The following is a 23,789-nucleotide window of genomic DNA, read 5'->3' on the forward strand; positions in this document are numbered from 1 at the left end:
TGCTGCCCATCGTCGGTTCCTGCTGTTATTCGTTATGTCGTTGCGCTGTGTCGTTGCGCTTTGCGTGTGCGCTATGCCGCAGCGCCAGGTCGTTGCGCCATGCGGTTGCGCCATGCGGTTGCGCTATACGGTTGCCCTATCTCTCTACGTTCGGCCGCGTCCCGCCGCGTCTTTCCCTGACCTGTCCTGCGGCCGGCTCACGCGCCGCCGTCCGGCCCCGCCGTCTGCTCGCGTACCCAGTCGAGATAGGCCGGCAGGCCCGCTGCGACCGGCAGCGCGACGATCTCGGGCACATCGTAGGGATGGTGCTGGCGGATGACGGCTTCGAGCGCGTCGTAGCGCGCCCGCGTGGTCTTGATCAGCAGCGGCAATTCGCGCGCCGTCTCGACCGCCCCTTGCCACCAGTACTGCGACTCGCATGCCGGCAAACGGTTCACGCACGCCGCCACCCGGGCCTCCAGCAGCGCGCGGGTCAGCGCGGCGGCACTGTCCTCGTCCGGCAGCGTGGTGATCACCACCAATACCTGCGATGCGTCCATCGATATCGCTCCTGCATGACGCCGGCCCAAAAACAAAAGAGCCAGGCAATTGCCTGGCTCGATTGTAAGCGGTTCGCCAATCCGCGGCGCCCGTGGCGGCCGCCGCGTCGGATCGGCGAAGGGGCGAAGGTCTTACTCCGCAGCTTCCTCGGCCGGGGCCTCGGTCACTTCGGGACGATCGACCAGCTCGACCAGCGCCATCGGCGCGTTGTCGCCCTGACGGAAGCCGAACTTCAGGATGCGGGTGTAGCCGCCCGGACGGGTGGCGTAGCGCGGGCCCAGTTCGTTGAACAGCTTGGTGACCATGTCGCGGTCGCGCAGGCGGGCGAAAGCCAGACGGCGGTTGGCGACGGTGTCCTTCTTGGCCAGCGTGATCAGCGGCTCGACGACCTTGCGCAGTTCCTTGGCCTTCGGCAGCGTGGTCTTGATCAGCTCGTGCTGGAACAGCGAGTTGGACATGTTGCGCAGCATCGCGAGACGGTGCGACGAGGTGCGGTTCAGTTTCCGCAAACCATGACGGTGACGCATGATGATTCCTTTCTAGATCAGTGTTTGACCAGCTCTTCTATCGCCAGCGCATTCCCGTCGGGAGCGCGCCGGCGCGGGCCGGTAGTCGGTTTGCGCCGCCTGGCCATCGCAGGCCGGGCGGCAGGGACTGGCAGCGGACGCCGGCTGGCGCCCGCCGCGCAGATTACTTCTCCAGGCCTGCGGGCGGCCAGTTCTCGAGCTTCATGCCGAGCGTCAGGCCACGCGAAGCGAGGACTTCCTTGATCTCGTTAAGCGACTTGCGACCCAGGTTCGGGGTCTTCAGCAGCTCGTTCTCGGTACGCTGGATCAGGTCGCCGATGTAGTAGATGTTCTCGGCCTTCAGGCAGTTGGCCGAGCGCACCGTCAGCTCCAGGTCGTCGACCGGACGCAGCAGGATCGGATCGATCTGCGGCGCGCGGCTCGAAGCGGCTTCCGCCGACGACTCGGTGCCTTCCAGCGCCGCGAATACGGACAGCTGGTCGACCAGGATGCGGGCCGATTGACGGATCGCTTCCTCGGGCGAGATCACGCCGTCGGTTTCGATGTTCATCACCAGCTTGTCCAGGTCGGTACGCTGCTCGACACGGGCCGACTCGACCGCGTACGAGACGCGGCGCACCGGCGAGAACGAGGCGTCCAGCACGATGCGGCCGATCACCTTGTTCGACTCGTCGCCGAACTTGCGAACGTTGCCCGGCACATAGCCGCGGCCCTGTTCGACCTTGATCTGCATGTCCAGCTTGCCGCCGGCCGACAGATGGGCGATCACGTGGCCGGGATTGATGATCTCGACATCGTGCGGCAGCTCGATATCGGCGGCCGTCACCACGCCTTCGCCTTCCTTGCGCAGCGACACCGTGACTTCGTCGCGGTTGTGCAGCTTGAAGACGACGCCCTTCAGGTTCAGCAGCAGGTTGACGACGTCTTCCTGCACGCCGTCGATGGTGGAATATTCGTGGACCACCCCAGCGATCGTCACTTCGGTCGGGGCATAGCCGACCATCGACGACAGCAGCACGCGACGCAGGGCGTTACCGAGCGTATGGCCGTAGCCGCGCTCGAACGGCTCCATCACGACTTTGGCGTGATGATCGCCCAGCGGCTCGACGGCGATGATTTTTGGCTTGAGGAGTGCTGTTTGCATTAGGTTGTCCTTTTCAATACCCTCGGCTCGTTACACCGATAAGGCTGAGTTCTGGAACCCGAAAAAACCCATCGTACGATGGGCAATAAGCCCGGCGCGCCGAAGCGCGCCGGGCTGAAGATGGAGCTCGACGAGAAATCGCAAGCCGCGGCCGTTGTAGGCGAACGGGTCCGGGCGATTAACGCGAATACAATTCGACGATCAGGCTCTCGTTGATGTCGCCCGAGATATCGGCGCGATCCGGCACTTGCTTGAACGTGCCTTCGAACTTCTTGGCATCGACGGCCACCCAGCTCGGGAAGCCCGACTGCTCGGCCAGCGACAGCGACTCGGCGATACGAGCCTGCTTCTTGGCCTGCTCGCGGATCGACACCACGTCACCGACCTTGATCTGCGCCGACGGCACGTTCAGGGTCTGGCCGTTGACCAGGATCGCCTTGTGCGACACCAGCTGGCGCGCTTCGGCACGGGTCGAACCGAAGCCCATCCGGTACACGACGTTGTCCAGGCGGGTTTCCAGCAGCTGGAGCAGGTTTTCGCCGGTATTGCCCTTGCGGCGGTCGGCCTCGGCAAAGTAGCGGCGGAACTGGCGCTCGAGCACGCCGTAGATGCGCTTGACCTTCTGCTTTTCACGCAGCTGGGTGCCGTAGTCGGAGGTACGGGCGCCCGAGGTACGGCCGTGCTGGCCCGGCTTGCTGTCCAGCTTGCACTTGTCGGCGAGCGAGCGGCGCGCGCTCTTCAGGAACAGGTCGGTGCCTTCACGGCGGGAAAGTTTGGCCTTCGGGCCGGTATAACGTGCCACTTTATCTTCCTTACTGATTCGATCGCGGCGCCAGGATCGACGCGCCGCGAGTCCGCCTGCTGCATCCGCCTTGAGGGACGGTGACGGCGAACGGTGGGCTTATCCAACGCGCGCGGCCGAACGGCTGCGCGCCACACAATGAATTCGCACGGAATCCGACGATCTGTCCGGCAGCAGCCGCTGGCGCGGATGCCTCGCCGACAAAACGCGGCATTCTATCACAACAAGAACGACAGGACCCGCGCCCGGAAAATCCGACGCGGGTCCGGCGATGCCTGGCGCTTAGATACGGCGGCGCTTCGGCGGACGGCAGCCGTTGTGCGGCACCGGCGTGACGTCTTCGATCACGGCGATCTTGATGCCCAGCGCGTTCAGCGCGCGCACAGCCGATTCACGGCCCGGGCCCGGGCCCTTGATGCGCACTTCCAGGTTCTTGATGCCCTGGTCTTGCGCGACGCGGCCGGCGTTCTCGGCAGCAACCTGGGCTGCGAACGGGGTCGACTTGCGCGAACCCTTGAAGCCCTGGCCACCCGAGGTCGCCCACGACAGGGCATTGCCCTGACGGTCGGTGATCGTGATGATCGTGTTGTTGAACGAGGCGTGGACGTGCGCGATGCCGTCGGCGACGTTCTTCTTGACCTTCTTACGCGCGCGCTGGGCGGCGTTGTTCGGACCTTTTGCCATTAGTTATCTTCCTCTGCCTTGGGCGTTACTTCTTCAGAGCCACGCCGGCCTTACGCGGACCCTTGCGGGTACGGGCGTTGGTGCGGGTGCGCTGGCCACGCAGCGGCAGGCCGCGGCGGTGACGCAGGCCACGATAGCAACCAAGGTCCATCAGACGCTTGATGTTCATCGTGGTTTCACGACGCAGGTCACCCTCGACCGTGACCTTGCCCACTTCGTCACGAAGCTTTTCCAGGTCGGCGTCGGTCAGATCCTTGACCTTCTTGTCAAAAGGAACGCCAGTGGCCTCGCAAATCTTGCGAGCGCGCGAGCGGCCGATACCGTAAATCGCCGTCAGGCCGATCTCGGTATGCTTGTGATTCGGGATGTTAACCCCTGCGATACGTGCCATTCGTCAATCCTCTTTACGATTAGCCTTGGCGTTGCTTGTGGCGGGGATCCGACGAGCAGATCACGCGCACGACACCGTTGCGCTTGATAACTTTGCAGTTGCGGCAAATGCGCTTAACAGAAGCCAGCACTTTCATGATTTTCCTCTTCCTTCAATTCCTGTTTCGGCTCACTTCGTCCGGAAGACGATGCGCGCGCGTGACAGATCGTATGGCGTCAATTCGACCGTAACTTTGTCCCCCGGCAGGATGCGGATGTAGTGCATCCGCATCTTCCCGGAGATATGGCCCAGTACGACATGGCCATTTTCCAGCTTCACCCTGAAGGTCGCATTGGGCAGGTTTTCGATTACCTCACCCTGCATCTGGATGACGTCGTCTTTAGCCATACCTAGCCTGTCCTGACCCGGCTCAGCGCAAAGTCAGGTTACCTTTGAAATTGGCCTTCTTCAGCAACGACTCGTACTGCTGCGACATGACATAGGACTGAACCTGGGCCATGAAGTCCATCGTGACGACCACGATGATCAGTAGCGAAGTTCCGCCGAAATAGAACGGCACGTTCCAGCGCAGCACCAGGAATTCCGGCAACAGGCAGACCAGTGTGATGTAGATCGCACCAGCCAGCGTCAGTCGCACCAGAATCTTGTCGATATAGCGCGTCGTCTGCTCGCCAGGACGGATGCCCGGAATGAAGGCACCGCTTTTCTTCAGGTTGTCCGCGACTTCCCGGCTGTTGTACACCAACGCCGTATAGAAGAAGCAGAAGAACACGATTGCCGCAGCATAGAGCAGGATGTACACCGGTTGGCCGGGCGACAGGGTCGCGGCCAGGTCCTTGATGAACCTGCCCACGGCGCCGGTCGAATCCGACGTGAACCAGCCCGCGATCGTCGCCGGGAACAGGATGATCGACGATGCGAAGATCGGCGGAATCACCCCTGCCATGTTCAGCTTCAGCGGCAGGTGCGACGACTGGCCGCCGTACACCTTGTTGCCGACCTGACGCTTGGCATAGTTCACCAGGATCTTGCGCTGGCCGCGTTCGACGAACACCACCGCGAACGTCACCGCGATCACGATCGCCACGATGAAGATCGCCGCGATGATGCTCATCGAGCCGGTACGAACCAGTTCGAACAGCCCGCCGATCGCATTGGGCAAGCCCGCCGCGATACCGCCGAAGATGATGATCGAGATGCCGTTGCCCAGTCCGCGCTCGGTGATCTGCTCACCCAGCCACATCAGGAACATCGTGCCGGTCACCAGCGTGATCACCGCGGTAGCGCGGAACATCATGCCGGGGTCGATCACCAGGCCCGGTTGCGACTCGAGCGCGACCGCGATCGAGAACGCCTGGAAGGTCGCCAGCAGCACGGTCCCGTAACGGGTGTACTGGGTGATCTTCCGCTGTCCGGCCTGCCCTTCCTTCTTCAGCGATTCCAGCTGCGGCAGCACGATCGTCAGCAACTGCATGATGATCGACGCCGAGATGTACGGCATGATGCCGAGCGCGAACACGGTGAAGCGCGACAGCGCGCCTCCCGAGAACAGGTTGAACATCCCGAGGATGCCACCCGACTGACTCTGGAACAGCTGCGCCAGTTGCTCCGGATCGATTCCCGGCACCGGAATATGCGCACCGATGCGGTAGACGATCAGGGCCAGCACCAGGAACATCAGCCGGCGCTTGAGATCGCCGTACTTCGCCGTGTTCCTGGCCTGTGCGCTTGCATTGGGTTTCGCCGTGGCCAAACGATGCTCCGACTTGTGACTCGCCTATGCTGCGAAATCTGCTTACTTACTCCGCGATCTGACCGCCCGCGGCTTCGATCGCTGCCTTGGCGCCAGCGGTGGCGCCCAGACCCTTGATCGTCACCTTGCGGGTCAGCTCGCCGGCCTTGATGACCTTGGCGCTCTTGACCAGGTCGCTGACCAGACCGGCCTGCTTCAGAACCAGCAGGTCGACTTCGGCCGCTTCCAGGCGCTCCAGATCACGCAGCGTGACTTCGGCGGTGAACGCCTTGGTCAGCGACGTGAAGCCGCGCTTCGGCAGACGACGGTACAGCGGCATCTGGCCGCCTTCGAAGCCCACCTTGTGGAAGCCGCCCGAACGCGACTTCTGACCCTTGTGACCGCGACCGGCGGTCTTGCCCAGGCCGGAGCCGATACCGCGGCCGACGCGACGCTTGGCGTGCTTCGAACCGGCGGCCGGTTTCAGGTTGTTCAGTTGCATATTGCTCTCCATATCCCGATCTTGGCCCAGGCTCAGCCGATGACCTTCACCAGGTACGAGACCTTGTTGATCATGCCGCGCACGGCCGGCGTATCCTGCAGTTCCGACACCGAGTTGAGGCGGCGCAGGCCAAGACCACGAACGGTGGCGCGATGATCCTCGCGCGTGCCGATCAGGCTGCGCACGAGTTGCACTTTTACGGTTTTCTGCGACATTTCGTTCACCTGCCTTAACCGAGGATGTCTTCGACAGACTTGCCACGCTTGGCGGCGATTTCGCCCGGCGTGCTCATCTTCTGCAGACCGTCCAGCGTGGCGCGAACCATGTTGTACGGGTTGGTCGAGCCGTGCGACTTGGTGACCACGTTGGTCACGCCCATCACCTCGAAGATCGCGCGCATCGGGCCGCCGGCGATCACGCCGGTACCTTCCTTCGCCGGCATCATCAGCACCTTGGCGGCGCCGTGCTTGCCAACGACTTCGTGCTGCAGCGTGCCGTTCTTCAGCGGGACCTTGACCATCTTGCGACGGGCTTCGTCCATTGCCTTCTGCACGGCCACCGGCACTTCCTTCGCCTTGCCCTTGCCCATGCCGATGCGGCCATCGCCGTCACCGACCACGGTCAGCGCAGCGAAACCGAGGATCCGGCCGCCCTTCACCACCTTGGTGACGCGGTTGACCGAGATCATCTTCTCGCGGAGGCCGTCGTCGCGTTCGTCCTGCTGGACTTTTGCTTGCATCTTTGCCATGACGTATCTCTCTTAAGCGCTTAGAACTTGAGGCCGGCTTCGCGGGCAGCGTCAGCCAGGGCCTTCACGCGACCGTGGAAGCGGAAGCCGGCGCGATCGAACGCGACGGTTTCCACGCCGGCAGCCTTCGCCTTCTCGGCGATGCGCTTGCCGACCACGGTGGCAGCAGCGGTGGTGGCACCGCTGCCGGCCAGTTCCTTGCGCACTTCTGCTTCGACGGTCGAAGCCGACGCCACCACCTGGGTGCCGCACGGCGAGTAGACCTGAGCGTAAATATGCGTATTCGTACGGAACACAGTCAGACGATTGACCTTCAGCTCGGCAATCTTGGCGCGGGTCTGACGTGCACGGCGCAAACGAGCGTCTTTCTTGTTCATCACTGCACCCCTTACTTCTTCTTGGTTTCCTTCAGGATGACGCGCTCGTCTGCGTAGCGAACACCCTTGCCCTTGTAGGGCTCGGGCGGACGGTACGCGCGGACTTCCGCGGCAACCTGACCGACTTTCTGCTTGTCCGCACCCTTGATGATGATCTCGGTCTGCGTCGGCGTTTCCGCCTTCACGCCTTCCGGCATCTCATGGATCACGTCGTGCGAGAAACCAAGCTGGAGCTTCAGCGCAGCGCCTTGCAGCTGGGCACGATAGCCCACGCCTACCAGGGTCAGCTTGCGCTCGAAACCGGTGGTCACGCCCTTGACCATATTGGCCACCAGAGCACGCATGGTGCCCTGCAGAGCGTTTGCTTCGCGCGATTCGTCAGCGGCGGCGAAGGTCAGCGTGTCGTTCTCGACGTTGACCTTGACCAGGCTGTGAATCGGCTGGGACAGCGTACCGAGCGGGCCCTTGACGGTGAGCACGCCGGCCGCCACATTCACTTCCGCGCCTTTCGGCAGCGCGATGGGAGCCTTACCTACACGGGACATGGTTACTCCTTACGCGACGTAGCAGATGACTTCGCCGCCCACGCCCGTGGCACGTGCCGCGCGATCGGTCATCAGACCCTTGGGGGTCGAGATGATCGCGACGCCCAGGCCGTTCATCACTTGCGGGATTTCGCTGCGGCCCTTGTACACGCGCAGACCGGGCTTCGACACGCGTTCGATGCGCTCGATCACCGGACGGCCGGCGTAGTACTTCAGACCGATGGTCAGTTGTGCCTTGCCGCCTTCCTCGGCGACAGCGTAGTCGTCGATATAGCCTTCGTCCTTCAGGACCTTGGCGATCGCCACTTTCAGCTTCGACGACGGCATGACAACCGACGCCTTCTGCACGCCCTGGGCGTTGCGGATGCGCGTCAGCATATCGGCGATAGGATCGCTCATGCTCATACTGTTTCTCCTGTAGCCTGTGCGTAATTACCAGCTGGCTTTCGTCAGACCCGGAATTTCGCCCTTGAAGGCGATCTCGCGGATCTTGTTACGCGCCAGGCCAAACTTGCGGAAGGTACCGCGGGGACGACCGGTGATCGCGCAGCGATTGCGCTGGCGGGTCGGATTGGCGTTGCGCGGCAGCTGTTGCAGCTCCAGGCGCGCTTCGTAACGCTCTTCTTCCGACTTCGCTTGGTCGTCGATAATGGCCTTGAGGGCAGCGCGCTTCTCGGCGTACTTCGCCGCGAGCTTCGCGCGCTTCTTCTCACGTTCAATCAGAGCCAATTTAGCCACGGTTACCCCTTAATTGCGGAACGGGAACTTGAATGCGGCGAGGAGCTCCTTGGCTTCCTCGTCATTCTTCGCCGTCGTCGTGATGCTGATGTTCAGACCGCGCAGCGCGTCGATCTTGTCGTACTCGATTTCGGGGAAGATGATCTGCTCTTTCACACCGATGTTGTAGTTGCCACGGCCGTCGAACGACTTGCCGGACACACCACGGAAATCGCGCACGCGCGGCAGGGCCACGGTGACGAAACGGTCGAGGAATTCCCACATCCGTTCGCCACGCAGGGTCACCATCGCACCGATGGGATAGCCCTGGCGAATCTTGAAGCCGGCGATGGCCTTGCGGGCCTTCGTCACGACCGGCTTCTGACCAGCGATCTTGGTCAGGTCGCCCACTGCCAGTTCGATGACCTTCTTGTCATTGATGGCTTCGCCCAGACCCATGTTCAGCGTGATCTTGGTGATGCGGGGCACCTCCATGACCGACTTGTAGCCGAACTTCTTCATCAGGGCCGGAACGACCTGTTCTTTGTACTGCTCTTGCAGACGTGCTGCCATGCTCAACTCCTATCCGTGCCCAGAATCAAGCGGCGACGACGGCGCCGGTGGTCTTGAGCACGCGCACGCGCTTGCCTTCCACCAGCTTGATGCCGACGCGCGACGGCTTGCCATTGGCATCCACGAGCGCAACGTTGGAAATATGCAGGGGCATGACCTTGTCGATCACGCCACCGGTCGTGCCCAGCATCGGGTTCGGACGTGCGTGCTTCTTCGCGACGTTCACGCCCTCGACGGCGACCTTGTCGCCCAGCACGGCCTGGACCTTGCCGCGCTTGCCCTTGTCCTTGCCGGTCAGGACGATGACCTCGTCGCCTTTGCGAATCTTGTTCATGGCGGCTCCTTACAGCACTTCCGGTGCGAGCGACACGATCTTCATGAAGCGCTCGGTACGGAGTTCACGAGTCACCGGCCCGAAGATACGGGTGCCGATCGGCTCGAGCTTGTTGTTCAGCAGGACAGCGGCATTGCCGTCGAACTTGACGAGCGAACCGTCCGCGCGGCGCACGCCCTTGGCGGTGCGGACCACGACGGCGTTGTAGATATCGCCCTTCTTCACGCGACCGCGCGGCGCTGCGTCCTTGACGGTCACCTTGATGATGTCGCCTACGCTCGCATAGCGGCGCTTGGACCCACCCAGCACTTTGATGCACAGCACTTCGCGCGCACCCGTGTTATCGGCCACTTCGAGCCGGCTTTCTGTCTGAATCATGGTGTTTGTCTTCCCAACTTAATCCACCGGGCCCACGAAAAAGGTACGCCCGCCGGTCAGTCTTGGTCCCGTCGGCCACCGGCATTGCGCCAGTCACCGTTTGGGTTGATCAACTTGAAGTCGGTGTGCCAGGCGGTCTGAACGATGTGACAAGTCAGGAGCCGCTAGGCCTGGGGTTCGCTTTAACGGACCGCCCGGGTGGTGTTACAAGAGACGGCCGCAATAAAGCGGAAGTCCAGGATTATAGCACATAACCCTGGACCTGCAAGTCAACCGAGAACCTGTTGGTTCTTAGATGACGCGCGCTGCTTCGACCAGCCGGGAAACGACCCAGGACTTGGTCCGCGAGATCGGACGGCCTTCCTGGATCTCGACCTTGTCGCCTTCCTTGTACTGGTTGGCTTCGTCATGCGCCTTGTACTTCTTCGAGCGCAGGACGTACTTGCCATACAGCGGATGCTTGACACGGTTTTCGACCAGGACCGTCACGGTCTTGTCCATCTTGTCGCTTACCACGCGGCCGACCAGGGTACGGCGAAGCGACGATTCCGTTTGTGCAGTTTCAGTCATTTCGAGTTCGCCTTTTCGTTCAGCACGGTATGCACCCGCGCGATGTCCTTGCGCACCTTCTTCAGCTGGCTGGTGTTCTGCAGCTGTTGGGTGGCCTTTTGCATGCGCAGGCTAAATTGGGCCTTCAGGAGCTCGGAGAGCTCTTGGTTCAGGCCTGCGGCGTCCTTGCCGCGAAGTTCGGATGCTTTCATCCCTGCTCTCCTTACGTCCCGACCTGGCGCACCACGAAATTGGTCGCGATCGGCAGCTTGGCCGCCGCGAGGCGGAACGCCTCACGCGCCAGCTCTTCGCTCACGCCATCCATTTCGTACAGCATCTTGCCCGGCTGGATTTCAGCCACGTAGTATTCCGGATTGCCCTTGCCGTTACCCATACGGACTTCGGCGGGCTTCTTCGAGATCGGCTTGTCCGGGAAGATCCGGATCCAGATGCGGCCGCCACGCTTGATGTGGCGGGTCATCGCACGACGTGCCGACTCGATCTGACGAGCCGTCAGACGGCCACGGCCCATTGCCTTCAGGCCGAATTCGCCGAAAGACACGGCGTTGCCACGGGTAGCCTTACCCGTGTTGCGGCCTTTCTGCTCCTTGCGATATTTTCTGCGCTTCGGTTGCAGCATCGTTATTCTCCACTCTTCGCGTCTGCGCCAGGCGCAGCGCGGCGACCGGCACCAGCGCCACCGCGGCGGTTGCCACCCGGACGGCCTTCACCGTCACGACGGCGACCGTCCGGACGACCCGGGCGACGACGACGTTCGTCTTGCGGCTCTTCCACCACCGGCGCATCGTTGCGGCCGAGGTGATCACCCTTGTAGACCCACACCTTGACACCGATGATGCCGTAGGTGGTTTCCGCTTCGGAGAAGCCGTAGTCGATGTCGGCACGCAGGGTGTGCAGGGGCACGCGGCCCTCGCGGTACCACTCGGTACGTGCGATTTCGATACCGTTCAGACGGCCCGAGCTCATGATCTTGATGCCCTGGGCGCCCAGGCGCATCGCGTTCTGCATCGCGCGCTTCATCGCGCGGCGGAACATGATGCGGCGCTCGAGCTGCTGGGTGATCGAGTCGGCGATCAGCTGAGCATCGGTTTCCGGCTTGCGGATTTCCTCGATGTTCACGTGCACGGGCACGCCCATGCGACGCTGCAGCTCGGCCTTCAGCAGTTCGATGTCCTCACCCTTCTTGCCGATCACCACGCCCGGACGCGAGCTGTAGATGGTGAGACGGGCATTGCGGGCGGGGCGCTCGATGACGACGCGGCCCACCGAAGCGTTCTTGAGCTTCTTCTTCAGAAAGTCGCGAACTTCGATGTCTTCCTTCAGCATGCCGGCGAACTTCGTGTTGTTGGCGTACCAACGCGAAGCCCAGTTACGGCTGACGGCCAGACGGAAGCCAGTCGGATGAATCTTCTGTCCCATCGTGACTCCTTAGTTGCCGAGCGTCACAGTGATGTGACAGGTTTGTTTCTCGATGCGGTTGCCGCGGCCCTTTGCCCGTGCGGTGAAGCGCTTGAGCGAGGTTGCCTTGTCGACGTAGATCGATTTGACCTTCAGCTCGTCGATGTCGGCGCCTTCGTTGTGCTCGGCGTTGGCGATGGCCGATTCGACCACCTTCTTCACGATCCCGGCGGCCTTCTTCGGGCTGAACGCCAGGATGTTGAGCGCGCGCTCGATCGGCAGACCACGGATCTGGTCGGCGACCAGGCGCGTCTTCTGGGCGGAGATGCGGGCACCGCGATGAATCGCTTTCACTTCCATGATGGCACCTTACCTCTTCGCTTTCTTGTCAGCCGCGTGGCCCTTGAACGTGCGCGTCAGCGCAAATTCACCGAGCTTGTGGCCGACCATGTTTTCCGTGACGTACACCGGCACGTGTTGACGGCCGTTGTGGACGGCGATCGTCAGGCCGATGAACTCCGGCAGAATGGTCGAGCGGCGCGACCACGTCTTGATGGGTTTCTTGTCCTTGCCGCTGACAGCCGTTTCCACCTTCTTCAGCAGGTGGGCGTCACAGAAAGGACCCTTTTTTGCAGAACGAGTCATGTGTTTAGCTCCTACCTACCGATTAACGCTTGTGGCGGCGCTGCACGATCATGCTGGCAGTGCGCTTGTTGCTGCGGGTGCGGTAACCCTTGGTCGGGGTGCCCCACGGCGACACAGGATCGCGACCAGCAGCGGTACGGCCTTCACCACCACCGTGCGGGTGGTCGATCGGGTTCATCACCACGCCGCGGACGGTCGGGCGAATACCGCGCCAGCGCGTCGCGCCGGCCTTGCCGATCACGCGCAGGCTGTGCTCTTCGTTGCCCACTTCACCGATGGTGGCGCGGCATTCGATATGCACGCGGCGCACTTCACCGGAGCGCAGACGCACCTGGGCGTAGACGCCTTCGCGAGCCAGCAGCACGGCGGAACCGCCGGCGGCACGCGCGATCTGGGCGCCCTTGCCCGGCAGCATTTCCACGTTGTTGATCGTGGTACCGACCGGGATGTTGCGGATCGGCAGGTTGTTGCCGGCCTTGATCGGGGCTTCGGCGCCGTTCATCAGCTGCTGGCCGGCAACCATGCCCTTGGTGGCGATGATGTAGCGGCGCTCGCCGTCGGCGAACAGCACCAGCGCGATGTTGGCGCTGCGGTTCGGATCGTATTCCAGGCGCTCGACCTTGGCGGGGATGCCGTCCTTGTCGTTGCGCTTGAAGTCGACCACACGGTAGTGATGCTTGTGGCCACCGCCCTTGTGACGGGTGGTGATGTGGCCATTGTTGTTACGGCCCGACTTCTGGAATTGCTTTTCCAGCAGCGGCGCGTACGGTTCGCCCTTGTGCAGGTTGCGGTTGACAACCTTCACCATCGAGCGGCGACCCGGGGAAGTCGGCTTGGTCTTGACGAGTGCCATGATTACTTGGCCTCCGCTTCAAAATTGATTTCCTGACCCGGCTTCAGCGACACGTAGGCCTTCTTCACATGGTTGCGACGACCCATGAAGCGACCGAAACGCTTTTGCTTGCCCTTCTGGTTCAGGATCTGAACGGACTGCACCTCGACCTTGAACAGCAGTTCGACCGCCGCCTTCACTTCCGCCTTGTTGGCGTCGCGAGCGACTTCGAACACCACTTGTTCGTTCTTGTCGGCGACCAGGGTTGCCTTTTCGGAAACCACCGGCGCGAGCAGCACCTGCATCAAACGATGATCGTTCTTGGCTACTTGCGTCATTTGAGCAACTCCTCGATCTGCGCGACGGCCGCCTTGGTCACCAGCACCTTCTTGTAGTGCACGAGCGACAGCGGATCGGCGTGGCGCGGCTCGACAACCGCCACGTGCGGCAGGTTGCGCGAAGCCAGGTAGAGATTTTCGTCGAGGTTGTCGGTGATGATCAGCACCGAGTCCAGACCCATGGCCTTGAACTTGTCGGCCAGCAGCTTGGTCTTGGGCGCGTCGACGGAGAAACCCTCCACCACGTTGATACGACCTTCCCGGGCCAGCTGCGAATAGATCGAGCGCATGCCGGCACGGAACATCTTCTTGTTGACCTTCTGGCTGAAGTTCTCTTCCGGCGAGTTCGGGAAGATACGGCCGCCCCCGCGCCACAGCGGCGACGAGGACATACCGGCACGAGCACGGCCCGTACCCTTCTGACGCCACGGCTTCTTCGTGGTGTGCTTGACCTCTTCGCGGTCCTTCTGCTTCCGGTTGCCGCTACGCGCGTTGGCCTGGTAAGCGACGACGATCTGGTGAACCAGAGCTTCGTTGTAATCGCGGCCGAAGACTTCGGGCGAGGCGGAGACGCCTGCACCGATCTGGCCGTTGTCCTGGAGGAGCTTAAGTTCCATGTGTCCGCTCCTTAAGCCGCAGCTTTGGCCTTGACGGCCGGGGTAACGATGACTTTGCCGCCCTTCGAACCCGGGATCGCGCCCTTGACCAGCAGCAGCTTGCGCTCTGCGTCGATCTTGGCGATGACCAGGTTTTGGACGGTACGCGTGACGTCACCGAGGTGGCCGGTCATGCGCTTGCCCGGGAACACACGGCCCGGATCCTGCGCCATACCGATCGAACCCGGCACGTTGTGCGAACGCGAGTTACCGTGCGTGGCACGGCCCGACGCGAAGTGGTAGCGCTTGATGGTACCGGCGTAGCCCTTACCGATCGTCACGCCCTGCACGTCGATCTTCTGGCCGACCGCGAACAGGTCGACCGACAGCGTGCCGCCGGCTTGCAGCTCGGCAGCCTTGGCTGCATCCACGCGGAATTCTTTGATGACTTCGCCCGCTTCCACACCGGCTTTGGCGAGATGACCCGCCAGCGGCTTGGTGACGCGGCTTGCGCGCCGGGCGCCGAAGGTGACTTGCACCGCGGTATAACCGTCGGTCTCGTCCGTCTTGATTTGCGTCACGCGGTTGTCGCCGACCTCGATCACGGTCACGGGAATTGCTTCACCGTCGTCCGTGAAAATACGGGTCATGCCAACCTTGCGACCTACAAGGCCAAGGCTCATGGTTTGCTCCATTCCCGGCTGCGATTGGCCGGGGCTGATTGATACACGAAACGTGTTGAGTGTTTCTGGTGTCGGGGGCTTGCGCAAAAGAGACGGCGCGCGGCCAAAACGGCCAGCCCAATACCCATAGATAGATGGGTAGCCTTACACTATATCGCAGCCTCCTGGAAAGGGCAACTGCAATCTGGCAAGGGGTTCAGCAAATGGGGGTTTTGCTGTTGCAACGTGGTTGATACGTCGCTATTTCGGCGTTCCGGCGCCGAAAAAGGAAAACGGCGAACTTGCGTTCGCCGTTCCACTGCAGAGCGGCCGCGCGGGGCGGCCGGTCTCGTCGGATCGATTACACCTTGATCTCGACGTCCACGCCAGCCGGCAGGTCCAGCTTCATCAGCGCGTCGACGGTCTTTTCCGACGGGTCGACGATGTCCAGCAGACGCTGATGGGTGCGGATCTCGAACTGATCGCGGCTGGTCTTGTTCACGTGCGGCGAACGCAGGATGTCGAAGCGCTCGATGCGGGTCGGCAGGGGAACCGGGCCCTTGACGATCGCGCCGGTGCGCTTGGCGGTATCCACGATTTCGGCGGCCGACTGGTCGATCAGGCGATAGTCGAAAGCCTTCAGGCGGATACGGATCTTCTGGTTCTGCATGATTTTTCCTTAAAAGAGCGATGGGCCGTCACGGCCCGGTGGTAGCAGGGACGGGCGGAGGCCACCCGTCCCGACAGCCTGGTTTAGTCCAGGATCTTGGCGACGACGCCGGCGCCGACGGTGCGGCCGCCTTCACGGATGGCGAAGCGCAGGCCTTCTTCCATCGCGATCGGGGCGATCAGCTTGACGGTGATCGACACGTTGTCGCCCGGCATGACCATTTCCTTGTCCTTCGGCAGCTCGATCGAGCCGGTCACGTCGGTCGTACGGAAATAGAACTGCGGACGGTAGTTGTTGAAGAACGGGGTGTGACGGCCACCTTCGTCCTTCGACAGGATGTACACCTCGCCGGTGAAGTGCGTGTGCGGCTTGATCGAACCCGGCTTGCACAGCACCTGGCCGCGCTCGACGTCTTCACGCTTGGTGCCGCGCAGCAGCAGACCGACGTTGTCGCCAGCCTGGCCCTGGTCCAGCAGCTTGCGGAACATTTCCACGCCGGTGCAGGTGGTCTTGACCGTCGGGCGGATGCCGACGATTTCGATTTCCTCGCCGACCTTGATCACGCCACGCTCGATACGGCCGGTCACCACGGTACCGCGGCCCGAGATCGAGAACACGTCTTCGACCGGCATCAGGAACGTGCCGTCCACGGCGCGCTCCGGCGTCGGGATGTAGGTGTCCAGTGCCTCGGCCAGGCGCATGATCGCCTCTTCGCCCAGGTCACCCTTGTCGCCTTCGAGCGCCAGCTTGGCCGAACCCTTGATGATCGGGGTGTCGTCGCCGGGAACTCGTACTTCGACAGCAGCTCGCGCACTTCCATTTCCACCAGCTCGAGCAGCTCGGCGTCGTCCACCATGTCGCACTTGTTCAGGAACACGATGATGTACGGCACGCCGACCTGACGGGCCAGCAGGATGTGCTCGCGCGTCTGCGGCATCGGGCCGTCAGCGGCCGAGCACACCAGGATCGCGCCGTCCATCTGCGCAGCGCCGGTGATCATGTTCTTGACGTAGTCGGCGTGGCCCGGGCAGTCAACGTGCGCGTAGTGGCGGTTGGCCGTCTCGTACTCGACGTGCGCGGTGTTGATGGTAATACCGCGTGCCTTCTCTTCCGGCGCCGCATCGATTTCGTCGTACTTCTTCGCGGCACCGCCGAACTTCGAAGCCAGCACCGTCGCAATCGCCGCCGTCAGCGTCGTCTTGCCGTGGTCAACGTGACCAATCGTACCAACGTTCACGTGCGGCTTGGTCCGCTCGAACTTTTCCTTTGCCATTTTCTTCAGCTCCTAATGGAATGCAGTCTTGTGGATTCATCACGCCGCCACGCCCTGGCGGGCGCAGCGGCATACAGCCTGTTTACTTGCCCTTGGCCGCCATCACTGCTTCGGCGATGTTCTTCGGTGCCTCGGCGTAGTGCTTGAATTCCATGGTGTAGGTGGCGCGGCCTTGCGTGGCCGAGCGCAGCGCGGTCGAATAACCGAACATTTCCGACAGCGGGACTTCGGCCTTGATGATCTTGCCGCCGCCAACCATGTCGTCCATGCCCTGCACGATGCCGCGGCGGGACGACAGGTCGCCCATCACGGTACCGGTGTAGTCTTCCGGCGTTTCCACTTCCACGGCCATCATCGGCTCGAGCAGAACCGGGCTGGCCTTGCGCATGGCTTCCTTGAAAGCCATCGAGCCGGCCATGCGGAACGCGTTTTCGTTCGAGTCCACGTCGTGGTACGAACCGAACGTCAGCGTGACCTTCACGTCCACCACCGGGAAGCCCGCCAGGACACCGGCCTGCAGCGTGTCGCTGATACCCTTCTCGACCGCCGGGATGTATTCGCGAGGAATCACACCGCCCTTGATGGCGTCGACGAACTCGAAGCCCTTGCCCGGCTCCTGCGGTTCCAGCGTGATCACGGCGTGGCCGTACTGGCCGCGGCCGCCCGACTGCTTGACGAACTTGCCTTCGACGTCCTCGGCCTTCTTGCGGATGGTTTCGCGGTAGGCCACCTGCGGCGCGCCGATGTTGGCTTCCACGCCGAATTCGCGCTTCATGCGGTCGACCAGAATTTCGAGGTGGAGCTCGCCCATGCCCGAAATGATCGTCTGGCCCGATTCTTCATCGGTACGCACGCGGAACGACGGGTCTTCGGCGGCCAGGCGGTTCAGGGCGATGCCCATCTTTTCCTGGTCGGCCTTGGTCTTCGGCTCGACCGCCTGCGAGATCACCGGCTCCGGGAACACCATGCGCTCGAGCACGATCGGTGCCGACGGATCGCACAGCGTGTCGCCCGTGGTGGCATCCTTCAGGCCCACCGCGGCGGCGATGTCGCCGGCCAGCACTTCCTTGATTTCTTCGCGCTGGTTGGCGTGCATCTGCAGAATACGGCCCAGACGCTCCTTCTTCTGCTTCACCGGGTTGTACACGGTGTCGCCCGAATTGATCTTGCCCGAGTAGACGCGGAAGAAGATCAGCTGGCCGACGAACGGGTCGGTCATGATCTTGAACGCCAGCGCCGAGAACTTCTCGTTGTCGTCGGCCTTGCGCTCGAGCTTCTTCTCGTCGTCGCTTTCGTCCACGCCCTTGACCGGCGGAATATCGACCGGCGACGGCAGGAAGTCGATCACGGCGTCGAGCATGCGCTGCACGCCCTTGTTCTTGAACGCGGTGCCGCACAGCATCGGCTGGATTTCGCAGGCGATGGTACGGTCACGCAGCGCCTTGACGATCTCGGCGCGGGTCAGCTCTTCGCCGCCCAGGTACTTTTCCATCAGCTCTTCGCTGGCTTCGGCGGCGGACTCGACCATCTTCTCGCGCCATTCGTCAGCGGTCGCCTGCAGCTCGGCCGGGATGTCCTTGTATTCGAACTTCACGCCCTGGCTGGCTTCGTCCCAGATGATCGCCTTCATTTCCAGCAGGTCGATCACGCCCTGGAAGCCGTCTTCAGCGCCGATCGGCACCACCACGGGCACCGGGTTGGCCTTCAGGCGGGTCTTCAGCTGCTCGTAGACCTTGAAGAAGTTGGCACCGGTACGGTCCATCTTGTTGACGAAGGCCAGACGCGGCACGCCGTACTTGTTGGCCTGACGCCAGACGGTTTCCGACTGCGGCTGCACGCCGCCCACGGCGCAGTACACCATGCAGGCGCCGTCCAGCACGCGCATGGAACGCTCCACCTCGATGGTGAAGTCCACGTGGCCCGGGGTGTCGATGATGTTGAAGCGGTGCTCGGGGTAGTTGCCGGCCATGCCCTTCCAGAAGGCGGTGGTGGCAGCGGAGGTGATGGTAATACCACGCTCCTGCTCCTGCTCCATCCAGTCCATCGTGGCGGCGCCATCGTGCACTTCACCGATCTTGTGGTTCACACCGGTGTAGAACAGGATGCGCTCGGTGGTGGTGGTTTTACCCGCGTCAATGTGAGCCGAGATACCGATATTGCGGTAACGCTCGATGGGAGTCTTACGAGCCACTTTAATCCTCTAATTCGTCAGTGAGGCGCCGGCATCTCTTGGCCTACGCCCCTAACACAAACGGGCGAGATGTGTAAAAACACAGCCCGCCCGGCAACCAACTGCGAATCCCGCGCGCTTTAGAAGCGGAAGTGCGAGAACGCCTTGTTGGCTTCGGCCATGCGGTGCACTTCGTCGCGCTTCTTCATCGCGCCGCCACGACCTTCCGCTGCCTCAAGCAGTTCGCCAGCCAGGCGCAGCGCCATCGACTTCTCGCTACGCTTCTTCGCGGCCTCACGCAGCCAACGCATCGCCAATGCCAAACGACGCGACGGACGGACTTCGACCGGAACCTGATAGTTGGCGCCACCGACGCGGCGGCTCTTCACTTCCACCACCGGCTTCACGTTGTTGATCGCAACGGAGAACACTTCGATGGGGGCCTTGCCTGCCTTCTTTTCGATCTGGTCGAACGCGCCATAAACGATGCGCTCGGCAACCGACTTCTTGCCGTCCAGCATCAGCACGTTCATGAACTTGGCAACTTCGACGTTACCGAACTTCGGATCAGGCAGGATTTCCCGCTTGGGGACTTCACGACGACGTGGCATCTTCTTTCCTTAGGATTCAGTTGAGTGCGGGTTCTTCCGCGCTCTGGCCACCAACTAGCTTGCCTTCCTGCGCCAGGGGCGCGGCAAATTCGCCGGGTGGACCACTTACTCGACGGCACGGCGCAGCAAACTGGCCGTTGTACCGCCGCTTGTTGACAGCAACATGACGCTGGGCGCCAGCCACCATCGCTTGTGTTGCAGGCTCAGGCAGCCTTCGGACGCTTCGCGCCGTACTTCGAACGCGCTTGCTTGCGGTCCTTGACGCCTTGCAGGTCGAGCGAGCCGCGCACGATGTGGTAACGCACACCCGGCAAGTCCTTGACACGGCCACCGCGGATCAGCACGACCGAGTGTTCCTGCAGGTTGTGGCCTTCACCGCCGATATACGAGATGACCTCGAAACCGTTGGTCAGGCGCACCTTGGCGACCTTACGCAGTGCCGAGTTCGGCTTCTTCGGCGTGGTGGTGTACACGCGGGTGCACACGCCACGGCGTTGGGGGCAGTTCTCAAGCGCCGGGCTCTTGCTCTTGATGACTTCAGAGACGCGCGGCTTGCGAACCAGTTGGTTGATAGTTGGCATTGTTCAATCCAGCTTGGTTTTACAAAAAAACACCGCTTCGGCGACGAACCGGCGGCACGCCAGCAAGCGCGACGACGATCGACGAAACGGTAGGACGGGTTTTGGGCGGGAGCAGGTGAGCAGAACGCTCTGGGACGGGACTGTGTGAACAACCAGACTTGCCAAAGAGCGCGAGCTCGCCTGGGATCCCGCTGGGCCGGCCAGGTCGGCGATGACCTGTCTGCCGGGGCGATCGCCGGACACTGGGTGCCACCAAACGACGCGCGAGCGAAATCCGAAGCCAAAAACTCGAATCCGGCATGCTAGCAGCGCACCGATCAGCGGTCAAGCGGTTTACCTGGAGCAAATCGCTTTATGAGACGGCCGCCCCCGCCGGTGTCGTGTAGGACCTCCGGGATCCGGCAACCCGCCTGCGGCCGGGCCGCAGTTCATGCCTTCTGCAGCACTTCCAGCAGCTCGTCGCCATAGCGTTCCAGCTTGGCCGCGCCGATACCCGGCACCTCCGCCAGTTCCGCCATGCTGTCGGGCGCGCTGCGCGCCAACTGGGCCAGCGTCGCATCGTGGAAGATCACATAGGCCGGCACGCCGTGCTCCCGCGCGGTTTCGGCGCGCCAGCGCCGCAGCGCCTCCCAGTTGGCCAGCGCCTGTTCGTCCATCTGCGCGGTATGGTCGACGCGGTTGCCGCGCCCGGTGCTGCCGCGCTCGCCGCGGGCCGGCTTGCTGACCTGGCGGCGCAGCGTGATGCTGGTCTCGCCCTTGAGCACCGCGCGCGCCGATTCGCCCAGCAGCAGGGCCCCGTGGCCGCCATGGTCGATCACCAGCAGGCCGTGCGCGATCAGTTGGCGGAAGATGGCATGCCATTCGGACACCGACCGGTCCGCGCCGATGCCGAAGGTCGACACCTTGTCGTGGCCCCACTGGCGGATCTTCTCGGTGGCGTTGCCGCGCAGCACGTCGATCAGATGCGTCGCGCCGAAGTGCACGCGGCTGGCCTGGGCGGTGCGGTAGACGCAGGACAGCGCCATCTGCGCCTCGCGCGTGCCGTCCCACGTGGCCGGCGGCTCCAGGCAGGTATCGCAGTTGCCGCAGGGCTCGCTCGCCTCGCCGAAATACGCGAGGATGCGCACGCGCCGGCAGCCGGCGGTCTCGCACAGGCCCAGCAAGGCGTCGAGCTTGGCCGACGACACGCGCTTGTGCGCTTCGTCGGCCTCCGATTCGTCGATCATCCGCTTCTGCTGCACCACGTCGCCGAGGCCATAGGCCATCCAGGCATTGGCCGGCAGGCCGTCGCGCCCGGCCCGGCCGGTCTCCTGGTAATAGCCCTCCATGCTCTTGGGCAGGTCGAGGTGGGCGACGAAGCGGACGTCCGGCTTGTCGATGCCCATGCCGAAGGCGATCGTGGCCACCATCACCAGCCCTTCCTCGTCGCGGAAGCGCGCCTGGTGCTGCTGCCGCACGGCCGCGTCCATGCCGGCGTGGTACGGCAGCGCATTGATGCCGTGGCCGCGCAGCCAGTCGGCGGTCTCCTCGACCTTGCGGCGCGACAGGCAGTAGACGATGCCGCTGTCGTGCGTGCCGTCCGCGGCCATGTGCTCGGCCTTGATGAAGGCCAGCAGCTGCTGGCGGGCGTTGTCCTTCTCGACGATGCGATAGCGGATATTGGGACGATCGAAGCTCGACAGGAAGACGCGCGCATCGTCCAGCGCCAGGCGCTCGACGATCTCCTGCCGCGTCACGTCATCCGCCGTCGCGGTCAGCGCGATGCGCGGCACCTGCGGGAAGCGCTCGTGCAGCACCGACAGCTGGATGTATTCCGGCCGGAAGTCGTGGCCCCACTGCGACACGCAGTGCGCCTCGTCGATCGCGAACAGGCCCACGCGGGTGCGGTCGAGCAGGTCCTGGAAGCGCGGCGTCATCAGCCGCTCCGGCGCGACGTACAGGATCTCGAGGCGCCCGGCCAGCAGGTCGCGCTCGACCGCCGACGCCTCCGCGCCGGTCAGCGTGGAGTTCAGCACCGCGGCCCGCACGCCGGCTTCGGTCAGCGCGGCGACCTGGTCCTGCATCAGCGCGATCAGCGGCGACACGACGATGCCGACGCCGTGGCCGGCACGCTGGCGCAGCAGCGCCGGAATCTGGTAGCACAGCGACTTGCCGCCGCCGGTCGGCATCAGCACCAGGCAATCGCCGCCCTCGGCCACGTGCTCGATGATTTCCGCCTGGCGGCCGCGGAAGGCGTGATAGCCGAAAACATCCTTCAGAATCGCCAGGGCAAGGGACATAGCAACTGCGGAAACGGGGCAAGGTGTCGGAAAGGCGTAACCATACCACCGCACCGGCTTCCGATCGCTTCGAATCGTGACGGCGCCCGCCATCGTCGGCCATCGCCGCGCCGGCGTGGCATCCCGCCTCGCCGCGCCCTGCTGCGCCACTGCTGCGCCACTGCCGTGCTCCTGCCGTGCTCCTGCCGTGCTCCTGCCGTGCTCCTGCCGTGCCCCTGCCGTGCTCCTGCCGTGCCCCTGCCGTGCTCCTGCCGTGCTCCTGCCGTGCTCCTGCCGTGCTCCTGCCGTGCTCCTGCCGTGCTCCTGCCGTGCTCCTGCCGTGCCCCCGGCCGTGCTCTTGCCGCGCCCCCTGCCGCGCCCCTGCCGCGCGCGTCGGCTGCCACGTGGATACGGCCGCCGGAATCAGGTCTTCGCCGTATCACACCCCAACGTCGCGGATTTTCGATTTTCGTCTGGTGCTTGCGTGGCGGACGGTGATGTATTCGAGAATCCCAAGTCGGCTCCGGAAACCGTAAGACAGCGCCCCGTTGCGACGACGAAGATCTGCCTCGTCCAATCGTTGTTCAAGCAACGATGACGACGATCAGAACCATCGCAGTGTTTTGGACGCGGTCTTTTGGACGCGGCCTTTTGGAGTTTCCTGGAGCTTTCCCATGCTTGTCTCGCCCATTTCCCATCCCCAACACCCGGTCCAGCCGCTCGCGACCGCGGCGCAGGAGTCGAACCTCGTCGGCGCCGCCGAGGCGGCTGCCGTCAGCGCCGGCGGCGACCTGGACCTGTTCGCCGCCGCGAAGTTCTACCGCGAAAAGGCCGATGAACTGGCGAAGCTGTCGCAGCAGAGCGGCAACTACGAAACCGCGACGCTGAGCGATTCGGAGATCAAGTCGCTGCGCAACGCGGGCGTGCCGATCGATGCCCTCCTGAAGCAATATGGCCAGAAGCTGGGCTCGCGCGAGTTCGGCGTGCTGTCCGACCTGATCATGAAGACGCTGGAGAAGCCGGGGGGCTTCGCCGCCGGCGACGCGGTCCCCGCGCAGTCGGCGGCGGTCACCGTCGCGGCGCGCGCCTACGTGTAAGCGGCATCGCGCGTTTGGTCCTGGCGTTGACTCCAACCCCAGGCGGCCAAAAAAAAGCCCGGTGCGATTTCTCGCACCGGGCTTTTCACTACTG

35 protein-coding genes and 1 pseudogene are annotated in these 23,789 nt (G+C 63.2%); 1 reads left to right on the forward strand and 35 read right to left on the reverse strand.

Annotated features, from left to right (window positions below; translation table 11 throughout):
• Nucleotides 1-197: 197 nt before the first annotated feature.
• The 35 genes and pseudogenes from cutA to recQ form a co-directional block, all read right to left on the reverse strand.
• Nucleotides 198-539 (reverse strand): divalent-cation tolerance protein CutA, encoded by a 342-nt coding sequence (gene cutA, locus KZ686_RS02275; protein WP_149319740.1) that lies wholly within the window; start codon nt 537-539, stop codon nt 198-200.
• Nucleotides 540-671: 132 nt separating this feature from the next.
• Complete coding sequence (rplQ, locus tag KZ686_RS02280) at nt 672-1,067, reverse strand: 50S ribosomal protein L17 (RefSeq protein WP_006577446.1); 396 nt, start codon at nt 1,065-1,067, stop codon at nt 672-674.
• 163 nt (nt 1,068-1,230) lie between these two features.
• Complete coding sequence (locus KZ686_RS02285; protein WP_149319741.1) at nt 1,231-2,211, reverse strand: DNA-directed RNA polymerase subunit alpha; 981 nt, start codon at nt 2,209-2,211, stop codon at nt 1,231-1,233.
• 178 nt (nt 2,212-2,389) lie between these two features.
• Complete coding sequence (gene rpsD, locus KZ686_RS02290; RefSeq protein WP_006577444.1) at nt 2,390-3,013, reverse strand: 30S ribosomal protein S4; 624 nt, start codon at nt 3,011-3,013, stop codon at nt 2,390-2,392.
• Between the two features lie 282 nt (nt 3,014-3,295).
• Nucleotides 3,296-3,697: a 30S ribosomal protein S11 gene (gene rpsK, locus KZ686_RS02295; protein WP_023264857.1), complete on the reverse strand. Its 402-nt coding sequence runs from the start codon at nt 3,695-3,697 to the stop codon at nt 3,296-3,298.
• A gap of 25 nt (nt 3,698-3,722) precedes the next feature.
• Nucleotides 3,723-4,088 carry a 30S ribosomal protein S13 gene (rpsM, locus tag KZ686_RS02300; RefSeq protein WP_006577443.1) on the reverse strand — a complete coding sequence of 122 codons (366 nt, stop codon included), beginning with the start codon at nt 4,086-4,088 and terminating at the stop codon, nt 3,723-3,725.
• Between the two features lie 19 nt (nt 4,089-4,107).
• Nucleotides 4,108-4,224, reverse strand: a complete 117-nt coding sequence (gene rpmJ / locus KZ686_RS02305; protein WP_006160433.1) for a 50S ribosomal protein L36 — start codon at nt 4,222-4,224, stop codon at nt 4,108-4,110.
• A 32-nt stretch (nt 4,225-4,256) separates the two neighbouring features.
• Complete coding sequence (infA, locus tag KZ686_RS02310; RefSeq protein ID WP_006577442.1) at nt 4,257-4,475, reverse strand: translation initiation factor IF-1; 219 nt, start codon at nt 4,473-4,475, stop codon at nt 4,257-4,259.
• Between the two features lie 22 nt (nt 4,476-4,497).
• A complete protein-coding gene (secY, locus tag KZ686_RS02315; protein WP_149319742.1) occupies nt 4,498-5,841 on the reverse strand; it encodes a preprotein translocase subunit SecY in 1,344 nt (447 codons plus the stop codon).
• Between the two features lie 46 nt (nt 5,842-5,887).
• Nucleotides 5,888-6,322: a 50S ribosomal protein L15 gene (rplO, locus tag KZ686_RS02320; RefSeq protein WP_006576228.1), complete on the reverse strand. Its 435-nt coding sequence runs from the start codon at nt 6,320-6,322 to the stop codon at nt 5,888-5,890.
• 32 nt (nt 6,323-6,354) lie between these two features.
• Nucleotides 6,355-6,537, reverse strand: a complete 183-nt coding sequence (gene rpmD, locus KZ686_RS02325; protein WP_006576229.1) for a 50S ribosomal protein L30 — start codon at nt 6,535-6,537, stop codon at nt 6,355-6,357.
• A 14-nt stretch (nt 6,538-6,551) separates the two neighbouring features.
• Nucleotides 6,552-7,070 (reverse strand): 30S ribosomal protein S5, encoded by a 519-nt coding sequence (rpsE, locus tag KZ686_RS02330; protein ID WP_006576230.1) that lies wholly within the window; start codon nt 7,068-7,070, stop codon nt 6,552-6,554.
• A gap of 20 nt (nt 7,071-7,090) precedes the next feature.
• Entirely contained in the window at nt 7,091-7,447 is a 357-nt protein-coding gene (gene rplR, locus KZ686_RS02335; RefSeq protein ID WP_149319743.1) for a 50S ribosomal protein L18, read from the reverse strand.
• Nucleotides 7,448-7,458: 11 nt separating this feature from the next.
• Nucleotides 7,459-7,992 carry a 50S ribosomal protein L6 gene (rplF, locus tag KZ686_RS02340; protein ID WP_149319744.1) on the reverse strand — a complete coding sequence of 178 codons (534 nt, stop codon included), beginning with the start codon at nt 7,990-7,992 and terminating at the stop codon, nt 7,459-7,461.
• Nucleotides 7,993-8,001: 9 nt separating this feature from the next.
• Complete coding sequence (gene rpsH, locus KZ686_RS02345) at nt 8,002-8,397, reverse strand: 30S ribosomal protein S8 (RefSeq protein ID WP_006576233.1); 396 nt, start codon at nt 8,395-8,397, stop codon at nt 8,002-8,004.
• 27 nt (nt 8,398-8,424) lie between these two features.
• The gene (rpsN, locus tag KZ686_RS02350) at nt 8,425-8,730 is read right to left on the reverse strand and encodes a 30S ribosomal protein S14 (protein WP_006576234.1); all 306 of its coding nucleotides are present in this window, start codon (nt 8,728-8,730) and stop codon (nt 8,425-8,427) included.
• 9 nt (nt 8,731-8,739) lie between these two features.
• Nucleotides 8,740-9,282, reverse strand: coding sequence for a 50S ribosomal protein L5 (gene rplE, locus KZ686_RS02355; protein WP_006576235.1), 543 nt, complete (start codon nt 9,280-9,282; stop codon nt 8,740-8,742).
• A gap of 25 nt (nt 9,283-9,307) precedes the next feature.
• The gene (gene rplX / locus KZ686_RS02360) at nt 9,308-9,616 is read right to left on the reverse strand and encodes a 50S ribosomal protein L24 (protein ID WP_006576236.1); all 309 of its coding nucleotides are present in this window, start codon (nt 9,614-9,616) and stop codon (nt 9,308-9,310) included.
• A 9-nt stretch (nt 9,617-9,625) separates the two neighbouring features.
• On the reverse strand, nt 9,626-9,994 hold the full coding sequence (gene rplN / locus KZ686_RS02365; RefSeq protein ID WP_006576237.1) for a 50S ribosomal protein L14: 369 nt from the start codon (nt 9,992-9,994) through the stop codon (nt 9,626-9,628).
• Between the two features lie 291 nt (nt 9,995-10,285).
• Nucleotides 10,286-10,564: a 30S ribosomal protein S17 gene (gene rpsQ / locus KZ686_RS02370; RefSeq protein ID WP_149319745.1), complete on the reverse strand. Its 279-nt coding sequence runs from the start codon at nt 10,562-10,564 to the stop codon at nt 10,286-10,288.
• Nucleotides 10,561-10,755: a 50S ribosomal protein L29 gene (gene rpmC / locus KZ686_RS02375; RefSeq protein WP_006576239.1), complete on the reverse strand. Its 195-nt coding sequence runs from the start codon at nt 10,753-10,755 to the stop codon at nt 10,561-10,563. The genes rpsQ and rpmC overlap by 4 nt, the downstream gene beginning before the upstream one ends.
• 11 nt (nt 10,756-10,766) lie before the next feature.
• Entirely contained in the window at nt 10,767-11,183 is a 417-nt protein-coding gene (gene rplP / locus KZ686_RS02380; protein ID WP_006576240.1) for a 50S ribosomal protein L16, read from the reverse strand.
• A 2-nt stretch (nt 11,184-11,185) separates the two neighbouring features.
• The gene (gene rpsC / locus KZ686_RS02385) at nt 11,186-11,983 is read right to left on the reverse strand and encodes a 30S ribosomal protein S3 (RefSeq protein WP_023264853.1); all 798 of its coding nucleotides are present in this window, start codon (nt 11,981-11,983) and stop codon (nt 11,186-11,188) included.
• Nucleotides 11,984-11,992: 9 nt separating this feature from the next.
• Complete coding sequence (rplV, locus tag KZ686_RS02390) at nt 11,993-12,322, reverse strand: 50S ribosomal protein L22 (protein ID WP_061956552.1); 330 nt, start codon at nt 12,320-12,322, stop codon at nt 11,993-11,995.
• Between the two features lie 9 nt (nt 12,323-12,331).
• A complete protein-coding gene (rpsS, locus tag KZ686_RS02395; RefSeq protein WP_006576244.1) occupies nt 12,332-12,607 on the reverse strand; it encodes a 30S ribosomal protein S19 in 276 nt (91 codons plus the stop codon).
• Nucleotides 12,608-12,629: 22 nt separating this feature from the next.
• Nucleotides 12,630-13,460: a 50S ribosomal protein L2 gene (gene rplB, locus KZ686_RS02400; RefSeq protein ID WP_149319746.1), complete on the reverse strand. Its 831-nt coding sequence runs from the start codon at nt 13,458-13,460 to the stop codon at nt 12,630-12,632.
• A 2-nt stretch (nt 13,461-13,462) separates the two neighbouring features.
• Complete coding sequence (rplW, locus tag KZ686_RS02405; RefSeq protein WP_006576245.1) at nt 13,463-13,777, reverse strand: 50S ribosomal protein L23; 315 nt, start codon at nt 13,775-13,777, stop codon at nt 13,463-13,465.
• Nucleotides 13,774-14,394, reverse strand: a complete 621-nt coding sequence (gene rplD, locus KZ686_RS02410) for a 50S ribosomal protein L4 (protein WP_149319747.1) — start codon at nt 14,392-14,394, stop codon at nt 13,774-13,776. Before rplD ends, rplW begins: the two co-directional genes overlap by 4 nt.
• A gap of 11 nt (nt 14,395-14,405) precedes the next feature.
• Nucleotides 14,406-15,056: a 50S ribosomal protein L3 gene (gene rplC, locus KZ686_RS02415; RefSeq protein WP_006576247.1), complete on the reverse strand. Its 651-nt coding sequence runs from the start codon at nt 15,054-15,056 to the stop codon at nt 14,406-14,408.
• A 340-nt stretch (nt 15,057-15,396) separates the two neighbouring features.
• Nucleotides 15,397-15,705 (reverse strand): 30S ribosomal protein S10, encoded by a 309-nt coding sequence (rpsJ, locus tag KZ686_RS02420; RefSeq protein ID WP_006576248.1) that lies wholly within the window; start codon nt 15,703-15,705, stop codon nt 15,397-15,399.
• Nucleotides 15,706-15,788: 83 nt separating this feature from the next.
• A pseudogene (tuf, locus tag KZ686_RS02425) lies at nt 15,789-16,978 on the reverse strand (elongation factor Tu).
• A gap of 82 nt (nt 16,979-17,060) precedes the next feature.
• On the reverse strand, nt 17,061-19,169 hold the full coding sequence (fusA, locus tag KZ686_RS02430) for an elongation factor G (RefSeq protein WP_149319748.1): 2,109 nt from the start codon (nt 19,167-19,169) through the stop codon (nt 17,061-17,063).
• Between the two features lie 119 nt (nt 19,170-19,288).
• Complete coding sequence (gene rpsG / locus KZ686_RS02435; protein ID WP_006576502.1) at nt 19,289-19,759, reverse strand: 30S ribosomal protein S7; 471 nt, start codon at nt 19,757-19,759, stop codon at nt 19,289-19,291.
• 203 nt (nt 19,760-19,962) lie between these two features.
• Nucleotides 19,963-20,340, reverse strand: coding sequence for a 30S ribosomal protein S12 (gene rpsL / locus KZ686_RS02440; RefSeq protein ID WP_006576501.1), 378 nt, complete (start codon nt 20,338-20,340; stop codon nt 19,963-19,965).
• A 428-nt stretch (nt 20,341-20,768) separates the two neighbouring features.
• Nucleotides 20,769-22,619 carry a DNA helicase RecQ gene (recQ, locus tag KZ686_RS02445; RefSeq protein WP_150082628.1) on the reverse strand — a complete coding sequence of 617 codons (1,851 nt, stop codon included), beginning with the start codon at nt 22,617-22,619 and terminating at the stop codon, nt 20,769-20,771.
• A gap of 653 nt (nt 22,620-23,272) precedes the next feature.
• Here recQ and KZ686_RS02450 point away from each other — a divergent pair.
• Nucleotides 23,273-23,695, forward strand: a complete 423-nt coding sequence (locus tag KZ686_RS02450) for a hypothetical protein (RefSeq protein WP_265632943.1) — start codon at nt 23,273-23,275, stop codon at nt 23,693-23,695.
• Nucleotides 23,696-23,789 lie beyond the last annotated feature (94 nt).

It is taken from the genome of Cupriavidus cauae (assembly GCF_026210475.1).
Lineage (GTDB): Bacteria > Pseudomonadota > Gammaproteobacteria > Burkholderiales > Burkholderiaceae > Cupriavidus > Cupriavidus cauae.

What these genes read in the sequence shown, in the direction of transcription:
- rpsH (WP_006576233.1), bottom strand. Translation starts at nt 8,397, where the DNA reads ATGAGCATGAGCGATCCTATCGCCGATATGCTGACGCGCATCCGCAAC.
- rplV (WP_061956552.1), bottom strand. Translation starts at nt 12,322, where the DNA reads ATGGAAGTGAAAGCGATTCATCGCGGTGCCCGCATCTCCGCCCAGAAG.
- rplW (WP_006576245.1), bottom strand. Translation starts at nt 13,777, where the DNA reads ATGACGCAAGTAGCCAAGAACGATCATCGTTTGATGCAGGTGCTGCTC.
- rpsC (WP_023264853.1), bottom strand. Translation starts at nt 11,983, where the DNA reads ATGGGACAGAAGATTCATCCGACTGGCTTCCGTCTGGCCGTCAGCCGT.
- rplN (WP_006576237.1), bottom strand. Translation starts at nt 9,994, where the DNA reads ATGATTCAGACAGAAAGCCGGCTCGAAGTGGCCGATAACACGGGTGCG.
- KZ686_RS02285 (WP_149319741.1), bottom strand. Translation starts at nt 2,211, where the DNA reads ATGCAAACAGCACTCCTCAAGCCAAAAATCATCGCCGTCGAGCCGCTG.
- rplE (WP_006576235.1), bottom strand. Translation starts at nt 9,282, where the DNA reads ATGGCAGCACGTCTGCAAGAGCAGTACAAAGAACAGGTCGTTCCGGCC.
- infA (WP_006577442.1), bottom strand. Translation starts at nt 4,475, where the DNA reads ATGGCTAAAGACGACGTCATCCAGATGCAGGGTGAGGTAATCGAAAAC.
- rpsG (WP_006576502.1), bottom strand. Translation starts at nt 19,759, where the DNA reads ATGCCACGTCGTCGTGAAGTCCCCAAGCGGGAAATCCTGCCTGATCCG.
- rplB (WP_149319746.1), bottom strand. Translation starts at nt 13,460, where the DNA reads ATGGCACTCGTCAAGACCAAGCCGACTTCCCCGGGTCGCCGCTCGATG.
- rplQ (WP_006577446.1), bottom strand. Translation starts at nt 1,067, where the DNA reads ATGCGTCACCGTCATGGTTTGCGGAAACTGAACCGCACCTCGTCGCAC.
- rpmC (WP_006576239.1), bottom strand. Translation starts at nt 10,755, where the DNA reads ATGAAAGCATCCGAACTTCGCGGCAAGGACGCCGCAGGCCTGAACCAA.
- rpsK (WP_023264857.1), bottom strand. Translation starts at nt 3,697, where the DNA reads ATGGCAAAAGGTCCGAACAACGCCGCCCAGCGCGCGCGTAAGAAGGTC.
- recQ (WP_150082628.1), bottom strand. Translation starts at nt 22,619, where the DNA reads ATGTCCCTTGCCCTGGCGATTCTGAAGGATGTTTTCGGCTATCACGCC.
- rpsS (WP_006576244.1), bottom strand. Translation starts at nt 12,607, where the DNA reads ATGACTCGTTCTGCAAAAAAGGGTCCTTTCTGTGACGCCCACCTGCTG.
- rpmJ (WP_006160433.1), bottom strand. Translation starts at nt 4,224, where the DNA reads ATGAAAGTGCTGGCTTCTGTTAAGCGCATTTGCCGCAACTGCAAAGTT.
- rplC (WP_006576247.1), bottom strand. Translation starts at nt 15,056, where the DNA reads ATGAGCCTTGGCCTTGTAGGTCGCAAGGTTGGCATGACCCGTATTTTC.
- KZ686_RS02450 (WP_265632943.1), top strand. Translation starts at nt 23,273, where the DNA reads ATGCTTGTCTCGCCCATTTCCCATCCCCAACACCCGGTCCAGCCGCTC.
- rplX (WP_006576236.1), bottom strand. Translation starts at nt 9,616, where the DNA reads ATGAACAAGATTCGCAAAGGCGACGAGGTCATCGTCCTGACCGGCAAG.
- rplP (WP_006576240.1), bottom strand. Translation starts at nt 11,183, where the DNA reads ATGCTGCAACCGAAGCGCAGAAAATATCGCAAGGAGCAGAAAGGCCGC.
- cutA (WP_149319740.1), bottom strand. Translation starts at nt 539, where the DNA reads ATGGACGCATCGCAGGTATTGGTGGTGATCACCACGCTGCCGGACGAG.
- rpsJ (WP_006576248.1), bottom strand. Translation starts at nt 15,705, where the DNA reads ATGCAGAACCAGAAGATCCGTATCCGCCTGAAGGCTTTCGACTATCGC.
- rpsE (WP_006576230.1), bottom strand. Translation starts at nt 7,070, where the DNA reads ATGGCAAAGATGCAAGCAAAAGTCCAGCAGGACGAACGCGACGACGGC.
- rplD (WP_149319747.1), bottom strand. Translation starts at nt 14,394, where the DNA reads ATGGAACTTAAGCTCCTCCAGGACAACGGCCAGATCGGTGCAGGCGTC.
- rpsL (WP_006576501.1), bottom strand. Translation starts at nt 20,340, where the DNA reads ATGCCAACTATCAACCAACTGGTTCGCAAGCCGCGCGTCTCTGAAGTC.
- rpmD (WP_006576229.1), bottom strand. Translation starts at nt 6,537, where the DNA reads ATGTCGCAGAAAACCGTAAAAGTGCAACTCGTGCGCAGCCTGATCGGC.
- rplR (WP_149319743.1), bottom strand. Translation starts at nt 7,447, where the DNA reads ATGAACAAGAAAGACGCTCGTTTGCGCCGTGCACGTCAGACCCGCGCC.
- rpsM (WP_006577443.1), bottom strand. Translation starts at nt 4,088, where the DNA reads ATGGCACGTATCGCAGGGGTTAACATCCCGAATCACAAGCATACCGAG.
- rplO (WP_006576228.1), bottom strand. Translation starts at nt 6,322, where the DNA reads ATGCAACTGAACAACCTGAAACCGGCCGCCGGTTCGAAGCACGCCAAG.
- rplF (WP_149319744.1), bottom strand. Translation starts at nt 7,992, where the DNA reads ATGTCCCGTGTAGGTAAGGCTCCCATCGCGCTGCCGAAAGGCGCGGAA.
- rpsQ (WP_149319745.1), bottom strand. Translation starts at nt 10,564, where the DNA reads ATGACTGAAACTGCACAAACGGAATCGTCGCTTCGCCGTACCCTGGTC.